Source organism: Citrobacter sp. Ce119 (assembly GCF_030334525.1).
Taxonomy (GTDB): domain Bacteria; phylum Pseudomonadota; class Gammaproteobacteria; order Enterobacterales; family Enterobacteriaceae; genus Citrobacter; species Citrobacter europaeus.
Map to the genome: position 1 here is coordinate 1 of NZ_JAOWDR010000055.1, position 20,889 is coordinate 20,889.

The window sequence follows — 20,889 nt, forward strand, 5'->3', positions numbered from 1 at the left end:
TTCTCCCTTTTCGCCATTGAAAAATCCCCCCGGAATGACAGCAAATTCAGTATTGATTTATAACAATATGGTATCAATCTTAGCAGTAATCGCCCTCTAATCAGCACTAATTCTGCTCACTATAATGAGCCCATCAAAACAAAGCACCGCAGCGTTGTCCGTCGGAAACCTGTATCTCTCTGTTGTTTTTTATGGGGATTTTTTATGAAAGCCTTCACCCGAACGCTAAAAACTACGATGCCGGCCATGCTGTTATTCGCATCATTAAGTGGAGCCTCAACAATGAGTTTTGCTGATTCAACCAATCCGAGTGCCCCTGTTTCCATGACAGATAAGTGGGACAAGACCTTCGCTGAGAGCCAGAAAGTCGAACATCGTAAAGTCTCGTTCCAGAATCGATATGGCATCACCTTAGTGGGCGATCTTTACCTGCCTAAAGACCGTGGCGATCGCAAGCTGGCTGCGATTGCGGTCAGTGGGCCTTTTGGCGCGGTGAAAGAGCAATCCAGCGGTCTGTATGCGCAGACGCTGGCGGAACAAGGATTTGTTACCCTGGCATTCGATCCCTCTTACACGGGGGAAAGCGGCGGCTATCCGCGAAACGTCGCCTCACCGGATATCAACACTGAAGATTTCAGCGCGGCAGTGGATTTCTTAGGGCTGCAAAAAGAGGTGGATCGCAATCGTATCGGGCTGCTCGGTATTTGCGGCTGGGGTGGCATGGCGTTGAACGACGCTGCGATGGATACCCGCGTCAAAGCGGTGGCTACCAGCGTGATGTACGACATGAGCCGGGCGATGGGCCATGGTGTGGGGGATGGCAAAGACCGTTATTCCACCGCCGACCGTCGTGCTGTTCTGCAATATCTGAATGAACAGCGCTGGAAGGATGCGCAGAGCGGCACGTTCGCACACGGCGGTCATGATATTAACGTCGACAGCAACGGTAAGGTCAGCGCGGGCGAGCGCGTTCTGCCAGAAACGCTGCCGGCAAATCCGCATCCGATACTGAAAGAGTTCTTCGATTACTATCGCATGCCGCGCGGCTTCCACGAGCGTTCCGTTAACTCGACCGGGGCGTGGACGGCAACGATGCCACTGTCGTTTATGAATATGCCGCTGCTGAGCTACGCCAGTGAAATCACCATCCCCACGCTTATTGTGACCGGTGAGAAAGCGCATTCACGCTATTTTGCTGAAGATGCTTTCAAGGCGATTGGCAGTAAAGACAAAGAACTGGTCGTGGTGCCAGGGGCAAATCATGTGGACCTCTACGATAACGTGGCCGGAAAAATACCTTTCGCGAAGTTCGAACAATTTTTCCAGACCAAACTGAAATAAACCCTCTCCTGAATTGATGCAAAGCCACCGGCCTCTGGCGGGTGGCTTTTATCCTGATCTTCGTGAAATTTCACTATGTCGACGCTAAACCAAACACCATCACATCCTCATCAGCGCGCATACTGGGGCGGTATTTTTGCCATGACCCTGTGCGTGTTTGTGCTGATTGCTTCTGAATTTATGCCCGTCAGCCTGCTCACGCCGATTGCCCGCGATTTAGGCGTGACGGAGGGGCTGGCAGGCCTCTGGGGCATGCTTGCAACCGCCGCGCCAACCAGGTGGTGGACATGGATTGCGCGTACGCTGCCCGACAACGCCGAAGCCGAGACGGGCTAATGGTCGCGGTGATTCTGCTCTCAATCGCCCTTGGGTCAACGGCAGGAGGCATCGTGTTTGACCACCTCGGCTGGCAAAGCGCGCGTAAAGGTTACATTCTGGCGGCTCATCAGTAACGGACTTGATACGATAAGCGCCACATTTCATTATGGGCGCTTTTTATGCGGCATAACGCTTTCCCTGCGCTATTTAAAAATATAATTCGTAGAATTCTCATATATCAAACATCTGGCTCTTAATGGAAACCTCTTACATTTTATTCTGAAAGCGACTTTTCAGTGCATGTCTATATTAAAATTTTAACTAAAATTCTACAGAACATATATTAACAACTATGTGCTAACAGTAAAATATCCTTGCAAGAGAATTTATAATGTTAACTATTTCATGTTGTTATAGTTGATTAAGGTTAGAGTTTAGAGTATCTTTAATCTAATCTTACATTCTTAATTAAAAGCAGATAATGACAATATGAAAGCCAGACTCTATAGTTTTTCAGAAGATGCAAATGATACTTTTGTTTTTAGATGGACCAGAAAACATTATGAGTTTTGCATGGATAACAATATCTTTTTAAATCATAGAGGAAAGAAAGTTTATAAAGAAAGGAATTTGCTACTATTATCTAAAGGTGACAAAATTCGAATTGAAGCTGATGTTATTGCTGAGCAATATTCAACTATGCCGGTAAAAAGTTTTTCCAGCGTAGGCGCATTTTCATTTCCAACCTGTCAATTGCCGGGTAATGTACGAATCGGCAGATTTTGTAGCATTGCATCAAATGTAAAAATCATGGGTGGGAACCATCCAATGAATCGTTTTACTACTCATATGCTTACTTATAATGGCGAGTTTGATAAATATGCTGCCAGCGAGTTTGGACAAAACTGGACGTTGAAACCATTTATCACTAAACCTAAGGATTTAACGATTGGCAATGATGTCTGGATTGGTAATGATGTTGTTTTAAAGGGGGGGATTTCAATTGGCGATGGCGCTGTTGTTGCTGCAAATTCTGTGGTTACTAAAGATGTGCCTCCATATGCTATTGTCGCAGGGGTTCCAGCAAAAATTATCAAATACAGATTTGAGTCCGGTATTATCGAAGAGTTGTTAAAAATAAAATGGTGGAACTATAATTACACCGATTTGCCTGATAACAGCAAATGCGACGATATCATAAATTTCGTCACTGAAATGAATAAGTTGATATCAAATGGTAGTATTCAACAAAAGATATATAAAAAATTCAATCTTACCGAAACATTCACAACTCTTTAGTTTACTATGCGATTGTTGGCGTTGAGCGTCTTACCATTGACAGCATACGCAGCAACGCTCGGACCAGGCAGCCCGGCACCGGGTGTGCTATGCGACAAAACTCTCTGTGCCGACGAGCACGGGCTGTCGCTGGCGTTAACCACAAAGTATCCTAGGAAGAGGCAAGGGGGCAGGCAGGCTGCTGCCGGAGAGTTTGACTCCACTGCCTTTACCTTTCGTGGCGACTCGTTTGGCGACACCACCGAGCGCCAGTATCGGAACGATCGCTATTTCGCACCAGATGGTAAGCGTAGCGGCAAAGTGAATACGCGTTACACCGTACTGTTGTTCGGGCAGAAGGATAACTTCTGACAGCCCCGGCGTTTTCCCTGTCTGCGCGGCGGGGATGCCGTTTTCCTCTTACCTGCACCACTAACTCTCAAAATTGAGAGGCCGATCCTCTGAGCAGGACTTTTGTCCTCAATCCTCTGCAAACGTCTGGTTACAATCCCTGCATATCTTCAATACCCATAATTCAGGAATTGTTATGACTGCACATATTAATGCCAAAGCGGGTGATTTTGCGCCAACCGTAATTATGCCGGGCGATCCGCTCCGCGCTAAGTTTATTGCCGAAAATTATCTAATTGATTACCGTGAAGTCACCAATGTACGCAATATGCTGGGCTATACCGGTTTATATTTTGGGCAACCTGTTTCGGTGATGGGACACGGAATGGGCATTCCTTCAATGACGCTTTATGCCCATGAACTGGTACATGATTTTGGCGTGCAGAGAATTATTCGTGTTGGTAGCCTGGGGGCAACACAACATCATGTCAAAATGCGAGATATTATTCTTGCCGTCGCCGCTGGAACCGATTCTGTCACGAATTTAAAACGTAGCGCGGGCTACGCAATGGCGGCATCTGCTCATTTTCCATTATTGCAGCAGGCGTGGACATTGGCACAGAAGTCTGGCATCGATATTAAAGTCGGCAATGTCTTCAGTGGTGATCTTTATTACGATCCTGACGAAAATTTAATACCGGCACTGGAAAAGTTTGGTGTGCTGGGTGTGGATATGGAAGTGGCAGGGTTATACGCTTTAGCGCATCAGTTTAATATTGAAGCGTTGGCTATATTAACCGTATCCGATCATTGCCTGACAGGAGAAGAAACGACGGCAGAAGAACGGCAGTTAACGTTTAAGAATATGATAGAGCTGGCGCTGAATACAGCTATTACGGCTTAGCATCAGCATTTAGATGAACCAATCAGAGATGGCATTATATGAAGAATAAAATAGCACTTACGCTGATTAGTTTTCTGGCAAATTTTATTATGGCGGGGTTTGCCAGTCAGTTTGGCATGCTGATTGAACCGATTGCACTACGCTACAGTGCCGATGTGAATACTGTTGCTTCGATATTTTCGTTGCTTAACGGTGGAGCATTAGCCGGAACCGTCGCCGCCTTTTTCTTGATTGAGAAAATCGGTGTTAAGCGTATGACGTTCATTATCTATTCGATAGTGTTCCTCTGCGCTCTGGCAATGCACTTAAGCCCTGGATTATGGCCGGTGATGGTCGCCATGACCCTGGTGGGTTTCTGCGGCGGGATTGGTCTGTGCGTAGCGGGAACGATCGTGGTATCAGTTTGGCAGGATCGCATTCAAAGTACGATGCTGGTGGTGCAGGACGCCACCTTTAACGTTGCGGGCGTAGTTTTTCCGCTGATCACTACCTTCGCCCTGACGCACAATATGTCGTGGAGTTATAGCTATCTGAGCGTAGGTATGGTGGCTCTACTCACGCTGGGCGTTGTGGCTCTCACCCGTTTTTCCGCCTGTGAAACGGCTCCTGCAGCGGATAGCGCAGACGTGGCGAAATCGGAGTGGAACCCAGGGATTATCAGCGGCGGTATAGGTCTGTTTTTAGGCATGCTGGCGCTGTATACCTTCCTGACCTGGGCACCATTGTTTGTGAAGAACAAATTTGGTATTCCCTTTGAAGAAGCAGGAAATATTATTACGCAATATTGGGGGGCTGCGCTGGTCGGCGCGTTAGTCTCAACCGTTATTGTTTCCCGAGTGAAAATACATTATTTCCTGCTAAGTATTATTCTGCTGGCTTGCGTAATTACATCCATTATTGTCACGAAGGAAAAAATCTCCGGGCTTGATTATCTGGCCTACAGTTACGGATTTGTCTGCGCAGCATTGTATAACTCCTTTATTGCCTACGGTGTTTCTTTCGTGAAGCGCGCGAGTAGCCAGAACGTATCTTATATTTTAATTAGCGGCAGTGCCGGGGCGATGTTTAGTCCGGCGATCAGTGCGCTAATGGAAAAAACTATGGGATTACAGAAAATTATGTACGCAATACCGGTGTTGTATTTAATCATCTTTATCATGTTGATGGGTACATTGAAACTTAAACGTAATTAAACACAGTAATAACGCTTACCTTTTTAATTAGATAGCCAGTCGTCACGCCATTTATTTGGTGGGGCGACACTCAACCTTGCTCAAAGGAATTGAAAATGCTGAAGAAAAATAAATCAATGATGAAAAAAACAGTTCTGGGTGCGGTAATTGCGATGTGCTGTACGCAAGCGCTTGCGGCTGATTATACCGATGGCAACATCCGCAAAAATGATTTTAACTGGATGCAGATGAACTTAATGCAAAGTGTGGATGCGAAAGTGCCTTATGGCATTCGTAATGACACCTATCTGGAACTGGAGTTTGGCGCGCGTTCCGGAATTATCGATCTGTACGGTTATGTGGATTTCTTTGATATTTTGGATCGCGAGCAGGACGATCGTCATGGTGGTGATAACTTTTTTGCCAAGATATCTCCGCGTTTTTCCCTGGACGCCATTTTTAATAAAGATTTATCCGTTGGTCCGTTTAATGAATTCTATATCGCAACGGTAAATAACATTGGTGACCGGGAATTATTTGAGCATTACGTCGGTCTGGGCACGGATGTTAAGGTGCCGTGGTTTGGTCTGGTGGGAATGAACATCTATGCGCACTATGTTCGTGAAAACTACGGTGCGGATAACGAAGGTAAGTGGGATGGCTACATGTTCTCGACCAACTGGTCGACGCCGTTCTATACCTTTTCCAACGGCAGTTACTTGAACTATCAGGGTTACTTTGACTACCAGTTCGCCGCTAATAAGATTGCTAATCAACCGTTATACAGCAATAACGCGATTGAATGGTATAACGGCATCTACTGGCATTCAGAGCATTATGCGGTAGGTTATGGCTTGAAGTACTTCCGCAACATGGCACTGATGGAAAACCACGGCGGAGCAGGGCGTACCACCGGGCTAGGCCACTATTTCAACCTCACCTACAAGTTCTGATTGCACCGAAATGACACACCAATGCTCTGTTTGCGAGAGTTGGTGTGTCAGTCAATGATGTCGTTGCCGAGAAATTTACGCAGCCCATCCAGATCCTTAATTTCCAGTCCTTGCTTCGTACGCGTTACCAGCCCGGCATCCGTCAGCGCTTTAACTGCCCGCCGATAAACCCGGTCAGTGGTGCCGAATCGCTCAGCTTCCTGGTATTTTTTATCAAAACCATCCATTGGCTGCTTGTTCTGATGCTGGCGATACAGGTCATACGCCACGTTATGTACGATAGGGTAGAGCATCCGGTGCAGGAAGATTTCTAGCATATCCTGATAATCAACGGCCATTGCGCTGGCGAAAAATATCGCCAGCCTGGGATGCTGGTTCAGCGCTTCTTCCAGACGATCACAGGTGCACACCGCCACGGTAAGCGGTTCTTCAGCTACGATGTCAAGCTGGCAGCGATACCCGGTAAAAAACTCCATTTCACCAAACAATTGCTCATCACATTCCATTGCGCCCAACTGAAAACGGCGACCATTCTCCGCGCTATACCGTAGAGAAATTCGCCCTGATTGCACCATAATCAGTCGATCGACTACCTGTCCCTGACGGTATAGATACTCATCTTCCTGGATAATCTGCGTTTCAGAGAGTAGCTCCTGAAATATCTTCTCAATTAAGGCATCATCCTGTTGCCAGATATTGTGAAAACGACCTTTAGTGAGGGGCTTAAGCTGCATGGCTCAACGTCTTATTGTTTGAGAAAATTCCTATCGCTGACTGTATGCCATCTGCTGAGCAATGTCATTAAGAGCGGGTTGGAGATAATAAAAGGACCAGCACGCTGCTGGCCCTGACACACTAAGGATGGCTGATAAAGCGAGACAGCCGCTGGCGCAGCAGGCGGTTTTCCTGTCGTAACTGTGCATTCTCTTCCAGCAACGTTAGCGCAACGGCAATTCCCGGCCAGTCAAGTTCCAGCTCCTGACGCAGGCGCACCGCGCGACGCATTACGGTCAGCGCATGGTCGTCAAACGTCTTGTCTTCATGAGGCTCAATTACCCCTAAGCCGACAATCTCATGGAGCTCCTCTTCTGATACACCGGTGTACAGACAAAATTCGGTAATGGTAAAGGTGACGGTGACGTTAGCCATTATGCTTTCCCCCACTCTTTGCGCGGATCAAAGGTCTTTTGTGCATCCGCCAGCTGTTGCCACAGGGCGGCGCTGGCATCGTCAGGTTTCGGCGGCATGACTATTTTGATCACCGCATACAAATCGCCGGTATGTTTTTTACTTACCAGACCCTTGCCCTTAATGCGTAGTCGCTGTCCGGCCTGGCTTCCCGCGGGAATGGTCAGCAGGATGCTCTCTTTTAGCGTCGGAACGGTGACTTTCGCCCCTAACGCGGCTTCCCATGGTGCCAGGGGAACGACCACTTCCAGATCCTGATTAACGATATCGAACAGTGGATGCGGCGCAATATGAATCACCAGCCACAAATCACCGTTCGGCCCACCGTTTTCGCCGGGGGTGCCCTGGCCTTTCAGACGGATACGCTGACCGTTACCGACGCCAGCCGGAATTTTCACATTCAGTGTTTTGGGAATTTCACGTTCAACCATGCCGAATGCATTGTAGACCGGCAGGTTGTAACTGATCGTTCGGCTATGCTCAGTAAGCGTTTCTTCGAGGAATACGGCAACTTCAATTTCGATGTCGTGCCCGCGGCTGGCAGGGCGCTGGCGCGACTGGTGCGCACGCTGACCAAAAATGGAAGAGAAGATATCGTCGAAATCTTCGGCGCTGTAGCTTTGATTCTCTCCTTGCTGGAATTGACGACTGAACTGTGGATCGTTGCGGTGCTGCCACAGCTGGTCGTACTCGGCGCGTCGCTGCTCATCACTCAGTACTTCCCAGGCTTCAGCAACCTCTTTAAACCGGGCCTCCGCGTCAGTCTCTTTACTGACATCAGGATGGTATTTACGGGCGAGTCGACGATAGGCGGTCTTGATTGTCTTGAGATCGTCTGTCGGTTTCACGCCCATAATGGCGTAATAATCCTTTAATTCCATAGCGTTCTCTCGTGTAAATCAACACTTGCAGAAGGTGAACCGTGACAACTGGTATCACCGCTTAGTTTAGGGTAATCCTGATAACGGCGAATGCCAACCGTGAAGGAGGGATATTGCTATAAACGATGCGGTTGCGCACCACCAACAGCGCTTTTGACGTTATGGCGTCTGTTGTGTGGTGCGAATAGTGAGATTAGCTGAACATCAGGATTTGGTTATCAGGAAGCGGACCGTATCAGCATAGTTTTGTACGAACGCGTTAAGATCATCAGATTTCAGTCCTTTCGGATTGATCATATATTTACCGTTGATAAAAATGGCGGGTACACCGGTTAAATCTACCGCTTTAGCCATTTCTTGCTGTTTGGCAGTCAATGATTTCACGGCAAAACTATTCCATGCGGCATCATAATCACTGGCGCTGACGCCTGCGCTGATAAATACATTACGAATATCGTCCGCTGTTTTAATGGTTTGTTTTTTCTGAACAGCATCAAAAAGCATCGGTTTAACTTTATCTTGTACGTTCAACAGCATGGCGACGGACCAGGCGTGCGTCATGTCCTGCCCCAGAGGGCCTAAAAAGTCGACGTGGTATTCCGTGAGTTTGACATCAGCAGGCAAGACTTTTTTTACGTTATCAGTGATTTCAAAAACTTCATCGTACTGATAACAGGAAGGGCAATAGAATGAGAAAAACTTCAGCGCCGCCGGGGCTGAAACGACGGGTTTTTCCAGCGAGATATACTCTTTGCCGTCGGTAAATGATGCTGCCTGAGCGCTAACTGTAAAAAGTAACCCAATCAGGGGTAATAAATATTTTTTCATTTCCATATACTCTAAATAACATTTAATAAACAAATTAACTGCTAATGAATACGCCATGCACTGCGTCAGTCTATAATACGATAATCCCATTAAAATGCGCTGACACTTACTTTCATTTACGCAGTAATACGTGTCGGGATGTTATTTATGTAGTGTCACAGAAATATCTTTTGGCACTCTTCGTAAATAGCGAATGATAACTTCCGTGATATTTTCTCGTTTATTTCGGCAATGTTATATTGTAATAACAAAACATAAAAATATGATTAATTCTCATTTCGTTTATAAAGGTGAGCTGCAAGACGATGCGCTATGTTCTGCCAACGTCCTCTACAATTTTCTTTCTCTTGTCGCGCGTGAACGAATAGGGCAACTGTCAGACAAAACGGTGCGACGGGACCCATTCGCTCGGTTTATGTCAGGGAGCCCGACCTCAATCTGATTAAAATCGCGGTATATCCAGCAGATAGCAGGACATAACTTTACAGCGGAAAGGTTGCCAAAACCTGGCGAGTGGTTAAGATAACTCGCATCAATTAGCGAGGGTGTAATGGCGAAACGTCAACGGATGGGATGGTGGTTCCTCTGTCTGGCATGTGTTGTGGTGATGGTTTGTACCGCACAACGCATGGCGGGCCTGCACGCGTTGCAAATGGACACCGTTGCCACAAGCGTTGTTGTCAGCGCACAAGCGCAGACCGACGAGACTTCACCCGTTACCCCTTGTGAACTGAGCGCAAAGTCATTACTGGCCGCGCCTCCTGTACTGTTTGAAGGCGCTATTCTGGTTCTGTGTCTGCTGCTGTCGCTGTTGGCGCCAGTGCGGGCGTTTCGTTTGCCTTTTTTCCCTCCGCGAGCCATCTCGCCGCCCACTCTCAGGGTACATCTGCGATTTTGCGTCTTCCGTGAATGACAGAACAGCCGTTGCTGACTGTTAAATAATTATTCACGGAGAAAAACTATGATGACTGTTTTCAGACAGGCGCTGCTCTGTCTGTTATTGCTATGGCTGCCCGTATCCTGGGCGGTTGAACCCGGCTGGCTACGTTCACCCGATAACGATCACGCCAGCGTGCGGCTACGCGCAGATACGTCCGCAGGCGGTGAAACGCGTCTGTTACTGGATGTCAAACTGGAGGACGGCTGGAAAACCTACTGGCGTTCGCCGGGCGAGGGCGGCGTCGCGCCTGCTATCGCCTGGAAAGACGAAATGCCAACGGTCGACTGGTTTTGGCCAACCCCTGCGCGCTTTGAGGTCGCCAATATCACTACCCAGGGTTATCACGATAAGGTGACGTTCCCGATGGTTGTGCGCGGTAGATCGCCAGCCACGCTTAGTGGCGTTTTGACGCTATCCACCTGTAGCAACGTTTGCCTGTTGACGGATTTTCCTTTTTCCGTGACGCCCACAGCTCAGGATCCGACTTTTGCCCATGACTATGCTCAGGCGATGGGGCAGATCCCGCTTGCCAGCGGTCTGACCGATACTCTGCACGCCGGAGCAAGGGCCGGAGAATTGGTCGTCGAGGCTCATCGCGCGGGAGGCTGGAATGCACCAGGGCTATATCTGGACGCCGTTGATGATGCGGATTTTGGCATGCCGCAAATTCACGTTGCAGGAGAGACGTTACGCGCCACGGTACCTGTTCATGATGGTTGGGGGGAAGGCGCGCCGGATTTACGCGGGAAGTCGGTCACGCTGGTGCTGGCAGATAACGGCGTTGCCCAGGAAAGTCGTCTTGTGATTGGCGAAGCCCCGGTTATTGAAAACGCCTCGCTCCCGTTGTGGCAGGTGGTGCTAATGGCGCTGTTGGGCGGCTTAATCCTCAATCTGATGCCCTGTGTGTTACCGGTTCTGGGTATGAAGCTGGGCTCTATTTTGCTGGTCGAGGAAAAAAAACGTCACCAGATCCGCCGTCAGTTCCTCGCATCGGTAGCCGGAATTCTGGTCTCGTTTATGGCCCTGGCGCTATTGATGACGGTGCTGCGTTTAACTAATCAGGCACTTGGCTGGGGGATTCAGTTTCAGAATCCGTGGTTTATTGGCGTCATGGTGTTGGTGATGCTGACGTTCAGCGCCAGCTTGTTCGGGTGGTTCGAATTCCGTCTGCCGTCGGCGATGACCACCACGCTGGCGACTCACGGCGGCAATGGTTTGTCGGGACATTTCTGGCAAGGCGCATTTGCGACTTTGCTTGCTACGCCGTGCAGCGCCCCGTTTCTGGGCACGGCGGTGGCGGTGGCATTGACCGCTTCGCTGCCGACATTGTGGGGGCTATTTTTCGCCCTTGGGCTGGGGATGAGCTTGCCGTGGCTGCTGGTGGCTCTGCGTCCCGGTCTGGCGCTGCGTTTGCCGCGTCCAGGACGCTGGATGAATATTTTGCGGCGTCTTCTCGGCATGATGATGCTGGGGTCGGCTATCTGGCTTGCGACGTTGCTGCTCCCACATATAGGGCTTGGTGGACAAGGTAGCGCGAAAGAAAGCGTGAACTGGCAACCGCTCAGCGAGCAGGCGATTGAGGATGCGCTGGCGCAACATAAGCGTGTATTCATTGACGTCACTGCTGACTGGTGCATCACCTGTAAAGTAAATAAATACAACGTATTGCATAAAGATGACGTCCAGGCCGCTTTGCAACAGCCGGACGTGGTGGCGTTACGCGGCGACTGGACGCTGACATCTGAAGCTATCACCGAATTTCTGAAAAAACGCGGCCAGGTTGCTGTGCCGTATAACCAAATTTATGGCCCCGGTCTGCCGGAAGGTCAGGTGTTGCCCACGTTGTTAACCCGCGATGCGGTACTGCAAATGTTGAACGATGCCAAAGGAGTCACCCCATGAAGATGATGATTGTTCTGCTGTTAACCCTGTTTTCAGCCGTCAGCGTAGCGAAAGAGCCTGCACCGTTTACCCCGGAACAGGAAAAGCAAATTGAAGCATTAATTCAGGAAGCCCTGTTTAACGATCCCAATAGCCCGCGGATTGGCGCCAGGCAGGCGAAACTGACCCTGATAAACTTCACTGATTACAACTGTCCATACTGTAAACAGTTAGATCCCATGCTGGAAAAAATAGTGCAGAAATATCCTGATGTGGCGGTGGTGATTAAACCGCTGCCGTTTAAAGGGGAAAGTTCGGAACTGGCGGCGCGGACCGTGCTGACCACCTGGCATCAGCATCCGCAGCAGTTTCTGGCGCTACATGAAAAACTGATGCAGAAGAAGGGGTATCATACCGACGTCAGTATTAAACAGGCGCAGGAAAAATCGGGGGCCAGTCCGGTTACGCTGGACGCCCAAAGTGCTGAAACGCTGAGCACTAACCTGCAACTGGCGCGACTGGTGGGAGTGCAGGGAACCCCCGCAACGATTATTGGTGATGAACTTATTCCCGGTGCGGTGCCGTGGGAAACCCTTGAGGAAGTGGTAAAAGAAAAACTGGCGGCGGCCAATGCTCAGTAAATTGCGCCGCTGGCTGCGCGAAGGACTGATCTTACTGGCGCTGTTAGCGGGGGGGATGCTGCTGATGGATGCCTGGCGCGCGCCGCAGCTACCTGCCTCTTTTGACAGCACGCCTTTACAAACGCTGGATGGTGAAACCGTCACGCTGGCGGCACTCAGCAAAGACGAGCCGGTGCTGCTTTATTTCTGGGCGAGCTGGTGCGGCGTATGCCGCTTCACGACGCCGGAAGTCGCCAGGCTGCGCTCGGAAGGGCAAAACGTGATGACCATTGCGCTACGCTCCGGGAGTGAAGCGGAAGTCTCGCACTGGCTGTCGCGTAAAGGCGTGGACTTTCCGGTCATCAATGATGCTAACGGGGCAATCTCCCGTAGTTGGGCGATCAGCGTTACGCCCACGTTGGTGGTGATGTCCCAGGGCCGGGTGGTATCAACAACCAGCGGCTGGACCAGCTACTGGGGCATGAAACTTCGGCTGTGGTGGGCAACAACGTTCTGATATTTATGCCGGGGGAACCCGGCATTTTCTTACGATAAAAAGGTAATAAAAACAGGTTGTTCTGATATTAAATCCCTAAACCATATACTAATGGCTATATATTTTTGATTTTTTCTGTAGTTGCAAATCTACAAAGGTAATGGCATATCTGATGGTGTTTTAAATATCTTATTTCTTACAGGGATTATAGAATAATGGGCAAGGGTAAAATTATTGTTGCATCAATGATGGTGTTTTGTGTCCTTATTTTTATTGCTGCTATTGCCTTTTTTATGATGTATCAGGGGGAACTAACTGAACCAACCAGTGAAGAGAAACATGCTGCTATTCTGCATGCCGCGGGTCTGCTGAAATCAGACGTGCAGGATGAAAAAACAATAAAAAATTTATTTCAACGTTATATTTTGTCGCGTAAGGTAAATCTGGATTCTGGTGAATGGGTGGCAGACGATGCCGTGACGCAGGAATGTAAAAAGCTCGCTCCGGAACATGATCCCGCGAAGATTTATCAGCGCTGTGCAATTGCAGATGTTTATCTGGTCAAGAATAAAAACAATAAAATTCAACAAATTATACTACCCATTTTCGGTAAGGGTGCGAAGTCGATGATGCATGCCTTTCTGGCCCTTGACCCAGACGGACGTACGGTTAAAAACCTGTATTACTACCAACAGCGGGAAACTCCATTTTTGGGTGCCAGAGTGGAAGATGAGAGTTGGCGTAAGCAGTGGCCGGGTAAAAAAGTGGTTGATAATAACGGGAAGCCAGTGCTGAGAATAACTCAGGAAAAATCGGGAAATATCGATGAATATACGGTAGATGGTATTTCTGGTGCAACTCTGACATCGATGGGGGTAGAGAACAGTATCAACTACTGGACAGGCGAGCAGGGCTATGGCCGTTTTCTGCAACGGATTACTCGTGATCCTGATATAATAGCGCCCTAATTATTTTTTGTATTAAATAATATTTGTCCTCATGCTCGCTGTCGACTTGATTTGCGTCAGCGAGTATTGGGCGAGTTCTATTCCTTAGAGTCTATAAATACTCCTGTCTTAACGTCTGCATCAATAAATCCAGACTGTCTCAATTCTGTATTCATCACATTTTCATGAAATAAATTTACATAACTTGTCACCTGTTGACATTTTTATGATCCAGGTCATGTACAGCACAATCAAAAATCGGTAATGATAATAATTATCATTTGTATTTTACGGGATGCGTGCCGTGCGTAAGTTCAGTTTTTTCCTGCTGACCACTTTCTGTAGCTTGTTTGTAAGCCTTCACGTATGGGCTGCTACAAACTATGCGCCGTTTATTGAGGATATTGAGCAACGTCTTGATAAAACGGCAGAACTTTACTCTCAACAGCAAACAGATGAGGCGCGACGCACGGTGCAAATGGCCTACTTTGAGGTATTTGAAAACCTTGAAGGTCCTATTCGAATCAACATTTCCGCCAGCAAAAGTTATGAGATGGAAAGCGCTTTTGGTGAGATCCGACGCATGATTGGCGAAAAAAAATCTTTCTCAGACGTGCAGGCCAAAATTGACTGGCTTAAAGCTTCGTTGCGTGAAGTTGAACCCGTGTTAGATGGCGGGCATCGTCTGGTTGCCGAAGAGCAGCACAATGCGTTTTCCAGAACGGATATCGCCGTACACTGGCAAGAGAGTTTTCGCATTATCGACGATTTGCTGGCCCAGGCGGTAAATAACTATCAGGCTGGGAATTTAAGCGTAGCCAGCCAGAACGTCCAGCAAGCGCACTATCAGGGTTTCAAAAACTCAGAGATGGAAATGTCGGTCAGACAGAATCGATCGGCAAAAGACGCAGCTGCGATCAATCAGCAATTTTCTGCGCTGATTGCGCTCACCGCGCAGCCGGATCGCCTGAATGATGTTTCATATCAGGTCACTACTTTGTTACAGGATATTGAGGATCTTCTGCCAGGTCTGGCCACTACCCGTGACGAACAGCAGGTTACAGCGGAACAAAATACGGGAAGTGCTCCAGTGGCTGAGGATGACAAAGCTCGCGCAGACTGGACTGCCGTGTCTTTAGGTATCCATCAAAGTATTCAGGACGCGATTGCCCGCTATCAGCAGGGCGATGCGAAGAATGCCATTCTGGATGTTCAAGATAGTTATTTTGACCGCTTTGAAGCCAGCGGTATGGAAAACAAGATTGGTTCTCGCGATTCGGCGTTTAAGACCTCGCTGGAGGCTTACTTTACGCGTCTGGTTAGTCTGATGAAAGCTGGTCAGCCAGTGGAAAGACTCAACGCCGAAGCCAGCGCGCTGGAGCAGGACTTACAAAAAGCGGTGGCGATGTTGGGGGAAGGAGAAGAGACCCAGTGGAGTCTGCTGCTCTATAGCCTGATGATCATTGTCCGCGAAGGTCTGGAGGCACTGCTTATCGTGGCGGCCATCGTAGCTTATATGGTGAAAAACAATCACCAGGATAAGTTGCCGCTGATTCGCCAGTCGGTGGTTGTCGCACTAATCGCAAGCGTCATTACCGCTGCGATATTCCAGCTCCTGTTCACTAATTCCGGTGCCAGTCGTGAATTGCTGGAAGGCGTAACGATGCTGATTGCCGTCGTTATGCTGTTCTTTATGAGCTACTGGTTACTGTCAAAAGTCGAGGCACGCCATTGGAAAGCCTGGCTGGAAGGAAAGCTGTCTCACTCACTTTCCCGCGGTTCACTGGTTGGACTCTGGCTGACAAGCTTCCTGGCTGTTTACCGTGAAGGGGCGGAGACGGTGCTGTTTTACTATGCCCTGGTCGGGGACGCGAATGATATTTCTGGCCATATGGCGATTGCAGCAGGTTTTGCTATCGGCTGTGTTGTCCTGCTGGCCGCCTGGCTCCTCATGCGCTACTCGGTCGTACGTCTGCCGTTGAAGCCATTCTTTATGTTTACCGGCAGTTTTATGTACCTGATGGCTTTTGTATTTGCGGGCAAAGGGGTTCTGGAACTGGTGGAAGGCAAACTGTTCCAGCCAACGTTGATTAACGGCATGCCTGAAATCAGCTGGTTGGGAATTTATCCCTACGTGGAAACGTTATTACCGCAGATTGTATTACTGCTTGCGGCGCTGGTGGCGCTGTGGGTGATGCGGCGGAAAAGCTCTGTTCCAGGGGAAACGATAAAAAATAATCTATAGCTGTTATTTAAGACGAGAGGATATGTCTGATGACCATGAAGAAAACCCTGATTGCCAGTGCAGTGATGGCGGGTATTTTCACTGCTCCGGCCGCGTTTGCCTTTAAGGAGTATCCGGCGGGCGAGCCTGTCACCATGAATGAGATGGAACTGGCCGCTGTGTATCTGCAGCCAATCGATATGGAACCGCGCGGCATGGGGTTACCGGCAGCAAAAGCCGATATTCACCTTGAGGCGGATATTCATGCAGTAGAAGGCAGTAAAAATGGTTTTGGCGCAGGCGAGTGGATCCCTTATCTGACCATCAGTTACACCTTAATTAACAGTGATACAGGTGAAAAACAAGAAGGTACTTTCATGCCGATGGTCGCCAGCGATGGTCCTCATTACGGCGCTAACATCAAGATGATGGGTGTGGGTAACTATAAAGTGACCTACCACATCGAGCCGCCGTCAAAAGCGGGAATGCATCGTCATACAGACAGTGAAACAGGCGTTGGCCGCTGGTGGAAACCATTTGATGTGAGCTATGAATTTAAATACGTCGGCCTGAACTAAGCGCTTTTCCCATCAGGCTGCTTTATTTGCCATGTTGGGCCGGGCAGTGCTCCCAATCCTATGTACGAGGTGTACCTATGATTTGTTTTGCGCTGCCCACATCCCACCTGACTGCAAACTATTCCCTCTGATGGGCAGGCTCTAAATTATCGATATATCTGGATAGTTACATCATTCAATCCGCCGTACAGAGTCGATGTTATGAGTTATTTTTTTGTCACGACACTACAGGTTTTTTTCTGCGTTGCGTTGCTCTCCGGGGTTCTCTGGAGTCGCAACGATCCCCCTTCTTTGCGCCCACTTGTCTGGACCTTACTCACAGGCTTAATCGTTGGTGTGTTGGTGGGGCTCACCCTCCGTGGTTCGCAGCCAGTGCAATTACTGCTGGTCGGTACAGAAGTGATGATTACGCTGTTGTTTGTGTTGAGCTTCTGGTGGGTATCAAACCGCATTCGCTACCTGTGGCAGGGGATTCTGGTGTTTGGCGCTGCCCGACACTGGGCACTGGATCCTAATCTCGGCGGATTAACCAGCACCCATGTACTCAATACCGATCTGCTGTTGAATTTGACGGCAATGCTATTGGCATTTGCGATTCTCTGCCTGGCGGGAGTGCTTTGCGCCATGCTATTGCGTCGGATTCGTGGACTTTACTGGCCGTTAACCCTGATTCTGATGGTAATGATTTGGCTGCCCTTAAGCGGCAATCTGTTGCTGTTATTAATGAAACTGCAGGTACTGCCGCTGGCGAAATCGCTATTGAGCTTCGTAGCCAAAGTGACAAACAACGCGGCGATGTATAACTGGTTGGGGGCCGCTCTGTTACTTGTTCTGGCGCTGTGTTGGATACCGGCGCTGCTTCGCGCTATCCGACAGACGCGTGAAGCCGATGAGCCGATAGCACATCGACTGGCGTTGGCGCATCGTCGAAATGCGTTTCGTCTTTGGCTGGTGACGTTAGGGTGTGCGGGGGTCGTGATCGCCGGACAGCTTTGGTGGGAAAAAGTCGCCTCTCAGCCTCCGCAATTGTCAGAGGCAATTCCGGTACAACTTGCTAGTGATGGCATGGTTCATCTGCCAATAGAACAACTCCGTGATGGCAAATTGCACCGCTTTGTCTGGGTAGCAGATGATGGTAAAGCTGTACGTTTTTTCGTGATTAACCGTTATCCCGACAAGTTGCGTTTGGGTGTGGTTTTTGATGCCTGTTTGCTGTGTGGCGATCAGGGCTACGTGATGGAAGGGAATCAGGTTATTTGCGTGGCCTGCGGGGTACACATTTTCATTCCTTCGATTGGTAAACCTGGCGGTTGCAATCCGGTGCCGATTGAAAACTGGCGTAATGATGAGAAAGAGCTGGTGATCCCGGGTAAAGAACTGGCTGCTGGCGTGAATTATTTCTCGACGGTAATGACCATCAAGGTGACCGACCCGGTTGACGGCTCCACATTGACAAATACCTCTGCTGACTACAAATACAGCTATGGCGGCAAAACCTGGTTCTTCTCATCTGAGGCAAATTACGACCGCTTCCGTAAAACACCGGAACAGTTCGTTCCTGCCGAATTGAGGGAGGAGTAACAATGTTGTGGCGAATGTTACGACAATCCTGGGGGCGCAATCTCCGGCGCAAGGGGCTGGCTATTGTAACCGTCTTTCTTGCTTCCAGCCTGATCTCCGCACTGCTGGCGGTGTCGATTGATATTGGCGATAAAATGTCCAGAGAGCTGAAGTCTTATGGTGCCAATATTTTGATTGAACCAGCCGGGCAGGCGGCACTGCCTGCGCTTTTCAGTGAAAACAGTAATCCACTCTCAGAACAGGATTTCCTGGATGAAGTGGAACTACCAAACATCAAGGATATTTTCTGGCGTAACAACATTGTCGGCTTTGCTCCTATGCTCGGCGGTGATATCGACATCGACGGCAAAAAAATACGTATTCTTGGCACCTTCTTCAGTCAGCCGGTGGATATTCCAGATGAAGAAGGGTTTGAAACGGGGCAGAAAATGGTAAGCCCGTTCTGGCAGGTTACTGGTCAATGGCCACAGGAGCCTGTTGGTGATGTCCCTCAAACATTGGTTGGCCATGCGTTGGCACGACAAACGGGCTGGAAGCCAGGCGATCAACTGGTAATTCGTACCAGTAAAACAGCGTTGAACGTGACCGTCAGCGGAATCCTCTCTAGCGGCGGGGATGAGGATAACCAACTGGTTATGCCGTTGCGCACGGCGCAAGCGCTGCTTGGTTTACCCGGTAAAGTGCAGGCTATTCGTGTCTCGGCGCTGACGGTACCGGAAAATGAGCTGTCGCGTCGGGCGCGTGAAAATCTTGACGCATTGAATGCTGAAGAATACGACCTTTGGTACTGCACGGCCTATGTCTCGTCCATTGCACATCAACTGGAGGAGGCTATTTCTGGTGCAGAAGTCCGTCCAGTGTGGCAGGTTGCTGCATCCGAAGGGGTCGTTATCGATAAAATTCAGTTGCTGATGGCGGTCGTGACCGTCGCAGCACTGGCGGCTTCGGCGATGGGAATTGCGTCCCTGATGACCAGCACCATTATGGAACGCGCTAAAGAGATCGGCCTGATGAAGGCGCTTGGCGCGCATCAATGGCAAATCATGCTGCTGTTCTATCTTGAAGCCGCTTCCAGTGGACTGGCCGGAGGAGCATTGGGATGTATAGCTGGTTGGGGAATGGCGAAAGCGATTGGCTTGATGCTATTTGCTGCACCACTGAATTTTGCCTGGATTGTGGTGCCATGTGTACTGGTGATTGCGGTCCTGATTGCCCTGATTGGCACCTGGTTCCCGGCTCGGCGTATTGCCCGCCTGTATCCTGTGGAGGTGCTGTATGGCCGCTAAACGGACAATGCTCTGGTTACTGGTATGGCGGGCGCTGCGTCTGCGCTTTCAGCGGGTTAGCGTGGTATTTGCCGCATTGATGGTGGGGGCGACCATTGTGACCGCGCTGTCAGCGGTGTGGTTCGACATCAATACCAAAATGAGTGAGGAATTACGAACTTTTGGCGCAAATTTCTATATCGGGCCAAGCCATGGCTCCAGTATGCCGCAGCAAGAGCTGCAGACCATTTTAGATCAGGCGCCACAAGGCCTGGTTCATGGAGCCAGCCCATGGCTATACGGTATGGCGCGCACCGAGCTGGAAAAGGTGGTGATTGTCGGCGTGTGGTTTGAATCCTTACAAAAGCTGGTGCCGTACTGGCAGGTTCAAGGGAGTTGGATTGGTGTCAGTTTCGACGATCGCAATGCGATGATAGGCGTCAAACTGGCAGAGCGCCTTAATGTCCAGCCGGGCGATAGCATTATTCTGGTGGATCACAATCAGCGTAAAAACTTACAGATTAAAGGCATTGTTGAAGCCGGTGATGCGACAGATAACATGTTGATTGTGAGTCTTGATGTGGCGCAGGCGTGGCTGCATCAGTCCGATAAAATCAGCCATGGACTCATGAGTGTCAGTAATGATGTCGGCCAGGTGGAAAACTTTGCCAGCCGTTTACAGGTTCAATACCCGGACCTGGAAATACGCCCAATCCGGAAAGTCTCTGCTTCAGAAGGACAGGTGCTGGATAAGATAAAAGGCTTAATGGGGCTGGTTTCGGTCGTGATCCTTGCACTGTCATCTTTGTGTGTGAATACCACGTTGATGGCCATTGTTGGTGAGCGAGCCCGGGAGTTTGCGCTGCAAAAAGCGTTGGGAGCCAGCAACGGCGATATTGTCCGGCAAATCCTTCTGGAAACCTGCATTATCGCGCTGGCCGCAGTGGTTTGTGGGTGGTTATTAGGGTACGTGTTAGCCCAATTGCTTGGGCTGACCGTATTTAATGCCGCTATTTCACTACGCTGGCCAGTGCTGCCGGTCACCCTGACATTATCTTTACTGGTCGCCATTCTGGCGGCGATTGTCCCGGTCCGTCGTGCGGTCAGCGTCGAACCCGCAAAAGTGTTGAAAGGAGAGTAACG

Annotated in this window: 20 protein-coding genes and 3 pseudogenes; 19 read left to right on the forward strand and 4 right to left on the reverse strand. The window is 49.4% G+C overall.

What is annotated here, in order from left to right:
- Positions 1–282 precede the first annotated feature (282 nt).
- The 8 genes and pseudogenes from OGV80_RS14625 (at position 283) to OGV80_RS14660 (ending at position 6,317) form a co-directional block, all read left to right on the forward strand.
- Entirely contained in the window at positions 283–1,341 is a 1,059-nt protein-coding gene (locus tag OGV80_RS14625) for an alpha/beta hydrolase (protein WP_286515212.1), read from the forward strand.
- Between the two features lie 75 nt (positions 1,342–1,416).
- Positions 1,417–1,584 (forward strand): annotated as a pseudogene (locus tag OGV80_RS14630) (MFS transporter); the annotation flags it as partial.
- Positions 1,576–1,757: pseudogene (locus tag OGV80_RS14635) on the forward strand (MFS transporter); the annotation flags it as partial. The pseudogenes OGV80_RS14630 and OGV80_RS14635, both read left to right, overlap by 9 nt.
- A 391-nt stretch (positions 1,758–2,148) precedes the next feature.
- On the forward strand, positions 2,149–2,958 hold the full coding sequence (locus OGV80_RS14640) for a CatB-related O-acetyltransferase (RefSeq protein ID WP_087052690.1): 810 nt from the start codon (positions 2,149–2,151) through the stop codon (positions 2,956–2,958).
- 36 nt (positions 2,959–2,994) lie between these two features.
- Complete coding sequence (locus OGV80_RS14645) at positions 2,995–3,309, forward strand: YcgJ family protein (RefSeq protein ID WP_236019708.1); 315 nt, start codon at positions 2,995–2,997, stop codon at positions 3,307–3,309.
- Positions 3,310–3,484: 175 nt separating this feature from the next.
- Complete coding sequence (gene deoD / locus OGV80_RS14650; protein WP_043015835.1) at positions 3,485–4,192, forward strand: purine-nucleoside phosphorylase; 708 nt, start codon at positions 3,485–3,487, stop codon at positions 4,190–4,192.
- A 38-nt stretch (positions 4,193–4,230) separates the two neighbouring features.
- Entirely contained in the window at positions 4,231–5,385 is a 1,155-nt protein-coding gene (tsgA, locus tag OGV80_RS14655) for an MFS transporter TsgA (protein WP_087052688.1), read from the forward strand.
- Between the two features lie 95 nt (positions 5,386–5,480).
- Positions 5,481–6,317 (forward strand): outer membrane protein OmpK, encoded by an 837-nt coding sequence (locus OGV80_RS14660; RefSeq protein ID WP_047412218.1) that lies wholly within the window; start codon positions 5,481–5,483, stop codon positions 6,315–6,317.
- Between the two features lie 47 nt (positions 6,318–6,364).
- Here OGV80_RS14660 and OGV80_RS14665 read toward each other — a convergent pair whose 3' ends face one another.
- The 4 genes from OGV80_RS14665 to dsbA all read right to left on the reverse strand — a co-directional run bounded on the left by OGV80_RS14665 (position 6,365) and on the right by dsbA (position 9,214).
- A complete protein-coding gene (locus tag OGV80_RS14665) occupies positions 6,365–7,051 on the reverse strand; it encodes a Crp/Fnr family transcriptional regulator (RefSeq protein WP_043015838.1) in 687 nt (228 codons plus the stop codon).
- A 121-nt stretch (positions 7,052–7,172) separates the two neighbouring features.
- Entirely contained in the window at positions 7,173–7,466 is a 294-nt protein-coding gene (gene cbpM / locus OGV80_RS14670; RefSeq protein ID WP_043015839.1) for a chaperone modulator CbpM, read from the reverse strand.
- Positions 7,466–8,386, reverse strand: a complete 921-nt coding sequence (cbpA, locus tag OGV80_RS14675; RefSeq protein ID WP_003832035.1) for a curved DNA-binding protein — start codon at positions 8,384–8,386, stop codon at positions 7,466–7,468. Before cbpA ends, cbpM begins: the two co-directional genes overlap by 1 nt.
- Before the next feature lie 204 nt (positions 8,387–8,590).
- Complete coding sequence (gene dsbA / locus OGV80_RS14680) at positions 8,591–9,214, reverse strand: thiol:disulfide interchange protein DsbA (protein ID WP_043017878.1); 624 nt, start codon at positions 9,212–9,214, stop codon at positions 8,591–8,593.
- A gap of 375 nt (positions 9,215–9,589) precedes the next feature.
- Here dsbA and OGV80_RS24425 point away from each other — a divergent pair.
- From OGV80_RS24425 to OGV80_RS14730, 11 genes and pseudogenes are all read left to right on the forward strand, one after another.
- Positions 9,590–9,694 (forward strand): annotated as a pseudogene (locus OGV80_RS24425) (VOC family protein); the annotation flags it as partial.
- Between the two features lie 70 nt (positions 9,695–9,764).
- Positions 9,765–10,127 carry a hypothetical protein gene (locus OGV80_RS14685; RefSeq protein ID WP_043015841.1) on the forward strand — a complete coding sequence of 121 codons (363 nt, stop codon included), beginning with the start codon at positions 9,765–9,767 and terminating at the stop codon, positions 10,125–10,127.
- A 48-nt stretch (positions 10,128–10,175) separates the two neighbouring features.
- A complete protein-coding gene (locus OGV80_RS14690) occupies positions 10,176–12,056 on the forward strand; it encodes a cytochrome c biogenesis protein CcdA (RefSeq protein ID WP_087052687.1) in 1,881 nt (626 codons plus the stop codon).
- Positions 12,053–12,676, forward strand: coding sequence for a DsbA family protein (locus OGV80_RS14695; protein ID WP_043015843.1), 624 nt, complete (start codon positions 12,053–12,055; stop codon positions 12,674–12,676). Before OGV80_RS14690 ends, OGV80_RS14695 begins: the two co-directional genes overlap by 4 nt.
- A complete protein-coding gene (locus OGV80_RS14700) occupies positions 12,666–13,172 on the forward strand; it encodes a protein disulfide oxidoreductase (protein ID WP_047412209.1) in 507 nt (168 codons plus the stop codon). Before OGV80_RS14695 ends, OGV80_RS14700 begins: the two co-directional genes overlap by 11 nt.
- Before the next feature lie 194 nt (positions 13,173–13,366).
- Positions 13,367–14,119 (forward strand): NADH:ubiquinone reductase (Na(+)-transporting) subunit C, encoded by a 753-nt coding sequence (gene nqrC, locus OGV80_RS14705; RefSeq protein WP_047412206.1) that lies wholly within the window; start codon positions 13,367–13,369, stop codon positions 14,117–14,119.
- A 274-nt stretch (positions 14,120–14,393) separates the two neighbouring features.
- Positions 14,394–16,343 (forward strand): FTR1 family iron permease, encoded by a 1,950-nt coding sequence (locus tag OGV80_RS14710; RefSeq protein WP_087052686.1) that lies wholly within the window; start codon positions 14,394–14,396, stop codon positions 16,341–16,343.
- Between the two features lie 29 nt (positions 16,344–16,372).
- The gene (locus OGV80_RS14715) at positions 16,373–16,900 is read left to right on the forward strand and encodes an iron transporter (protein WP_003035987.1); all 528 of its coding nucleotides are present in this window, start codon (positions 16,373–16,375) and stop codon (positions 16,898–16,900) included.
- 201 nt (positions 16,901–17,101) lie between these two features.
- Positions 17,102–18,481: a Fe-S-containing protein gene (locus tag OGV80_RS14720; protein ID WP_075144862.1), complete on the forward strand. Its 1,380-nt coding sequence runs from the start codon at positions 17,102–17,104 to the stop codon at positions 18,479–18,481.
- 2 nt (positions 18,482–18,483) lie between these two features.
- A complete protein-coding gene (locus OGV80_RS14725) occupies positions 18,484–19,767 on the forward strand; it encodes an ABC transporter permease (RefSeq protein ID WP_087052685.1) in 1,284 nt (427 codons plus the stop codon).
- Complete coding sequence (locus OGV80_RS14730; RefSeq protein WP_140389860.1) at positions 19,757–20,887, forward strand: ABC transporter permease; 1,131 nt, start codon at positions 19,757–19,759, stop codon at positions 20,885–20,887. The genes OGV80_RS14725 and OGV80_RS14730 overlap by 11 nt, the downstream gene beginning before the upstream one ends.
- Positions 20,888–20,889 lie beyond the last annotated feature (2 nt).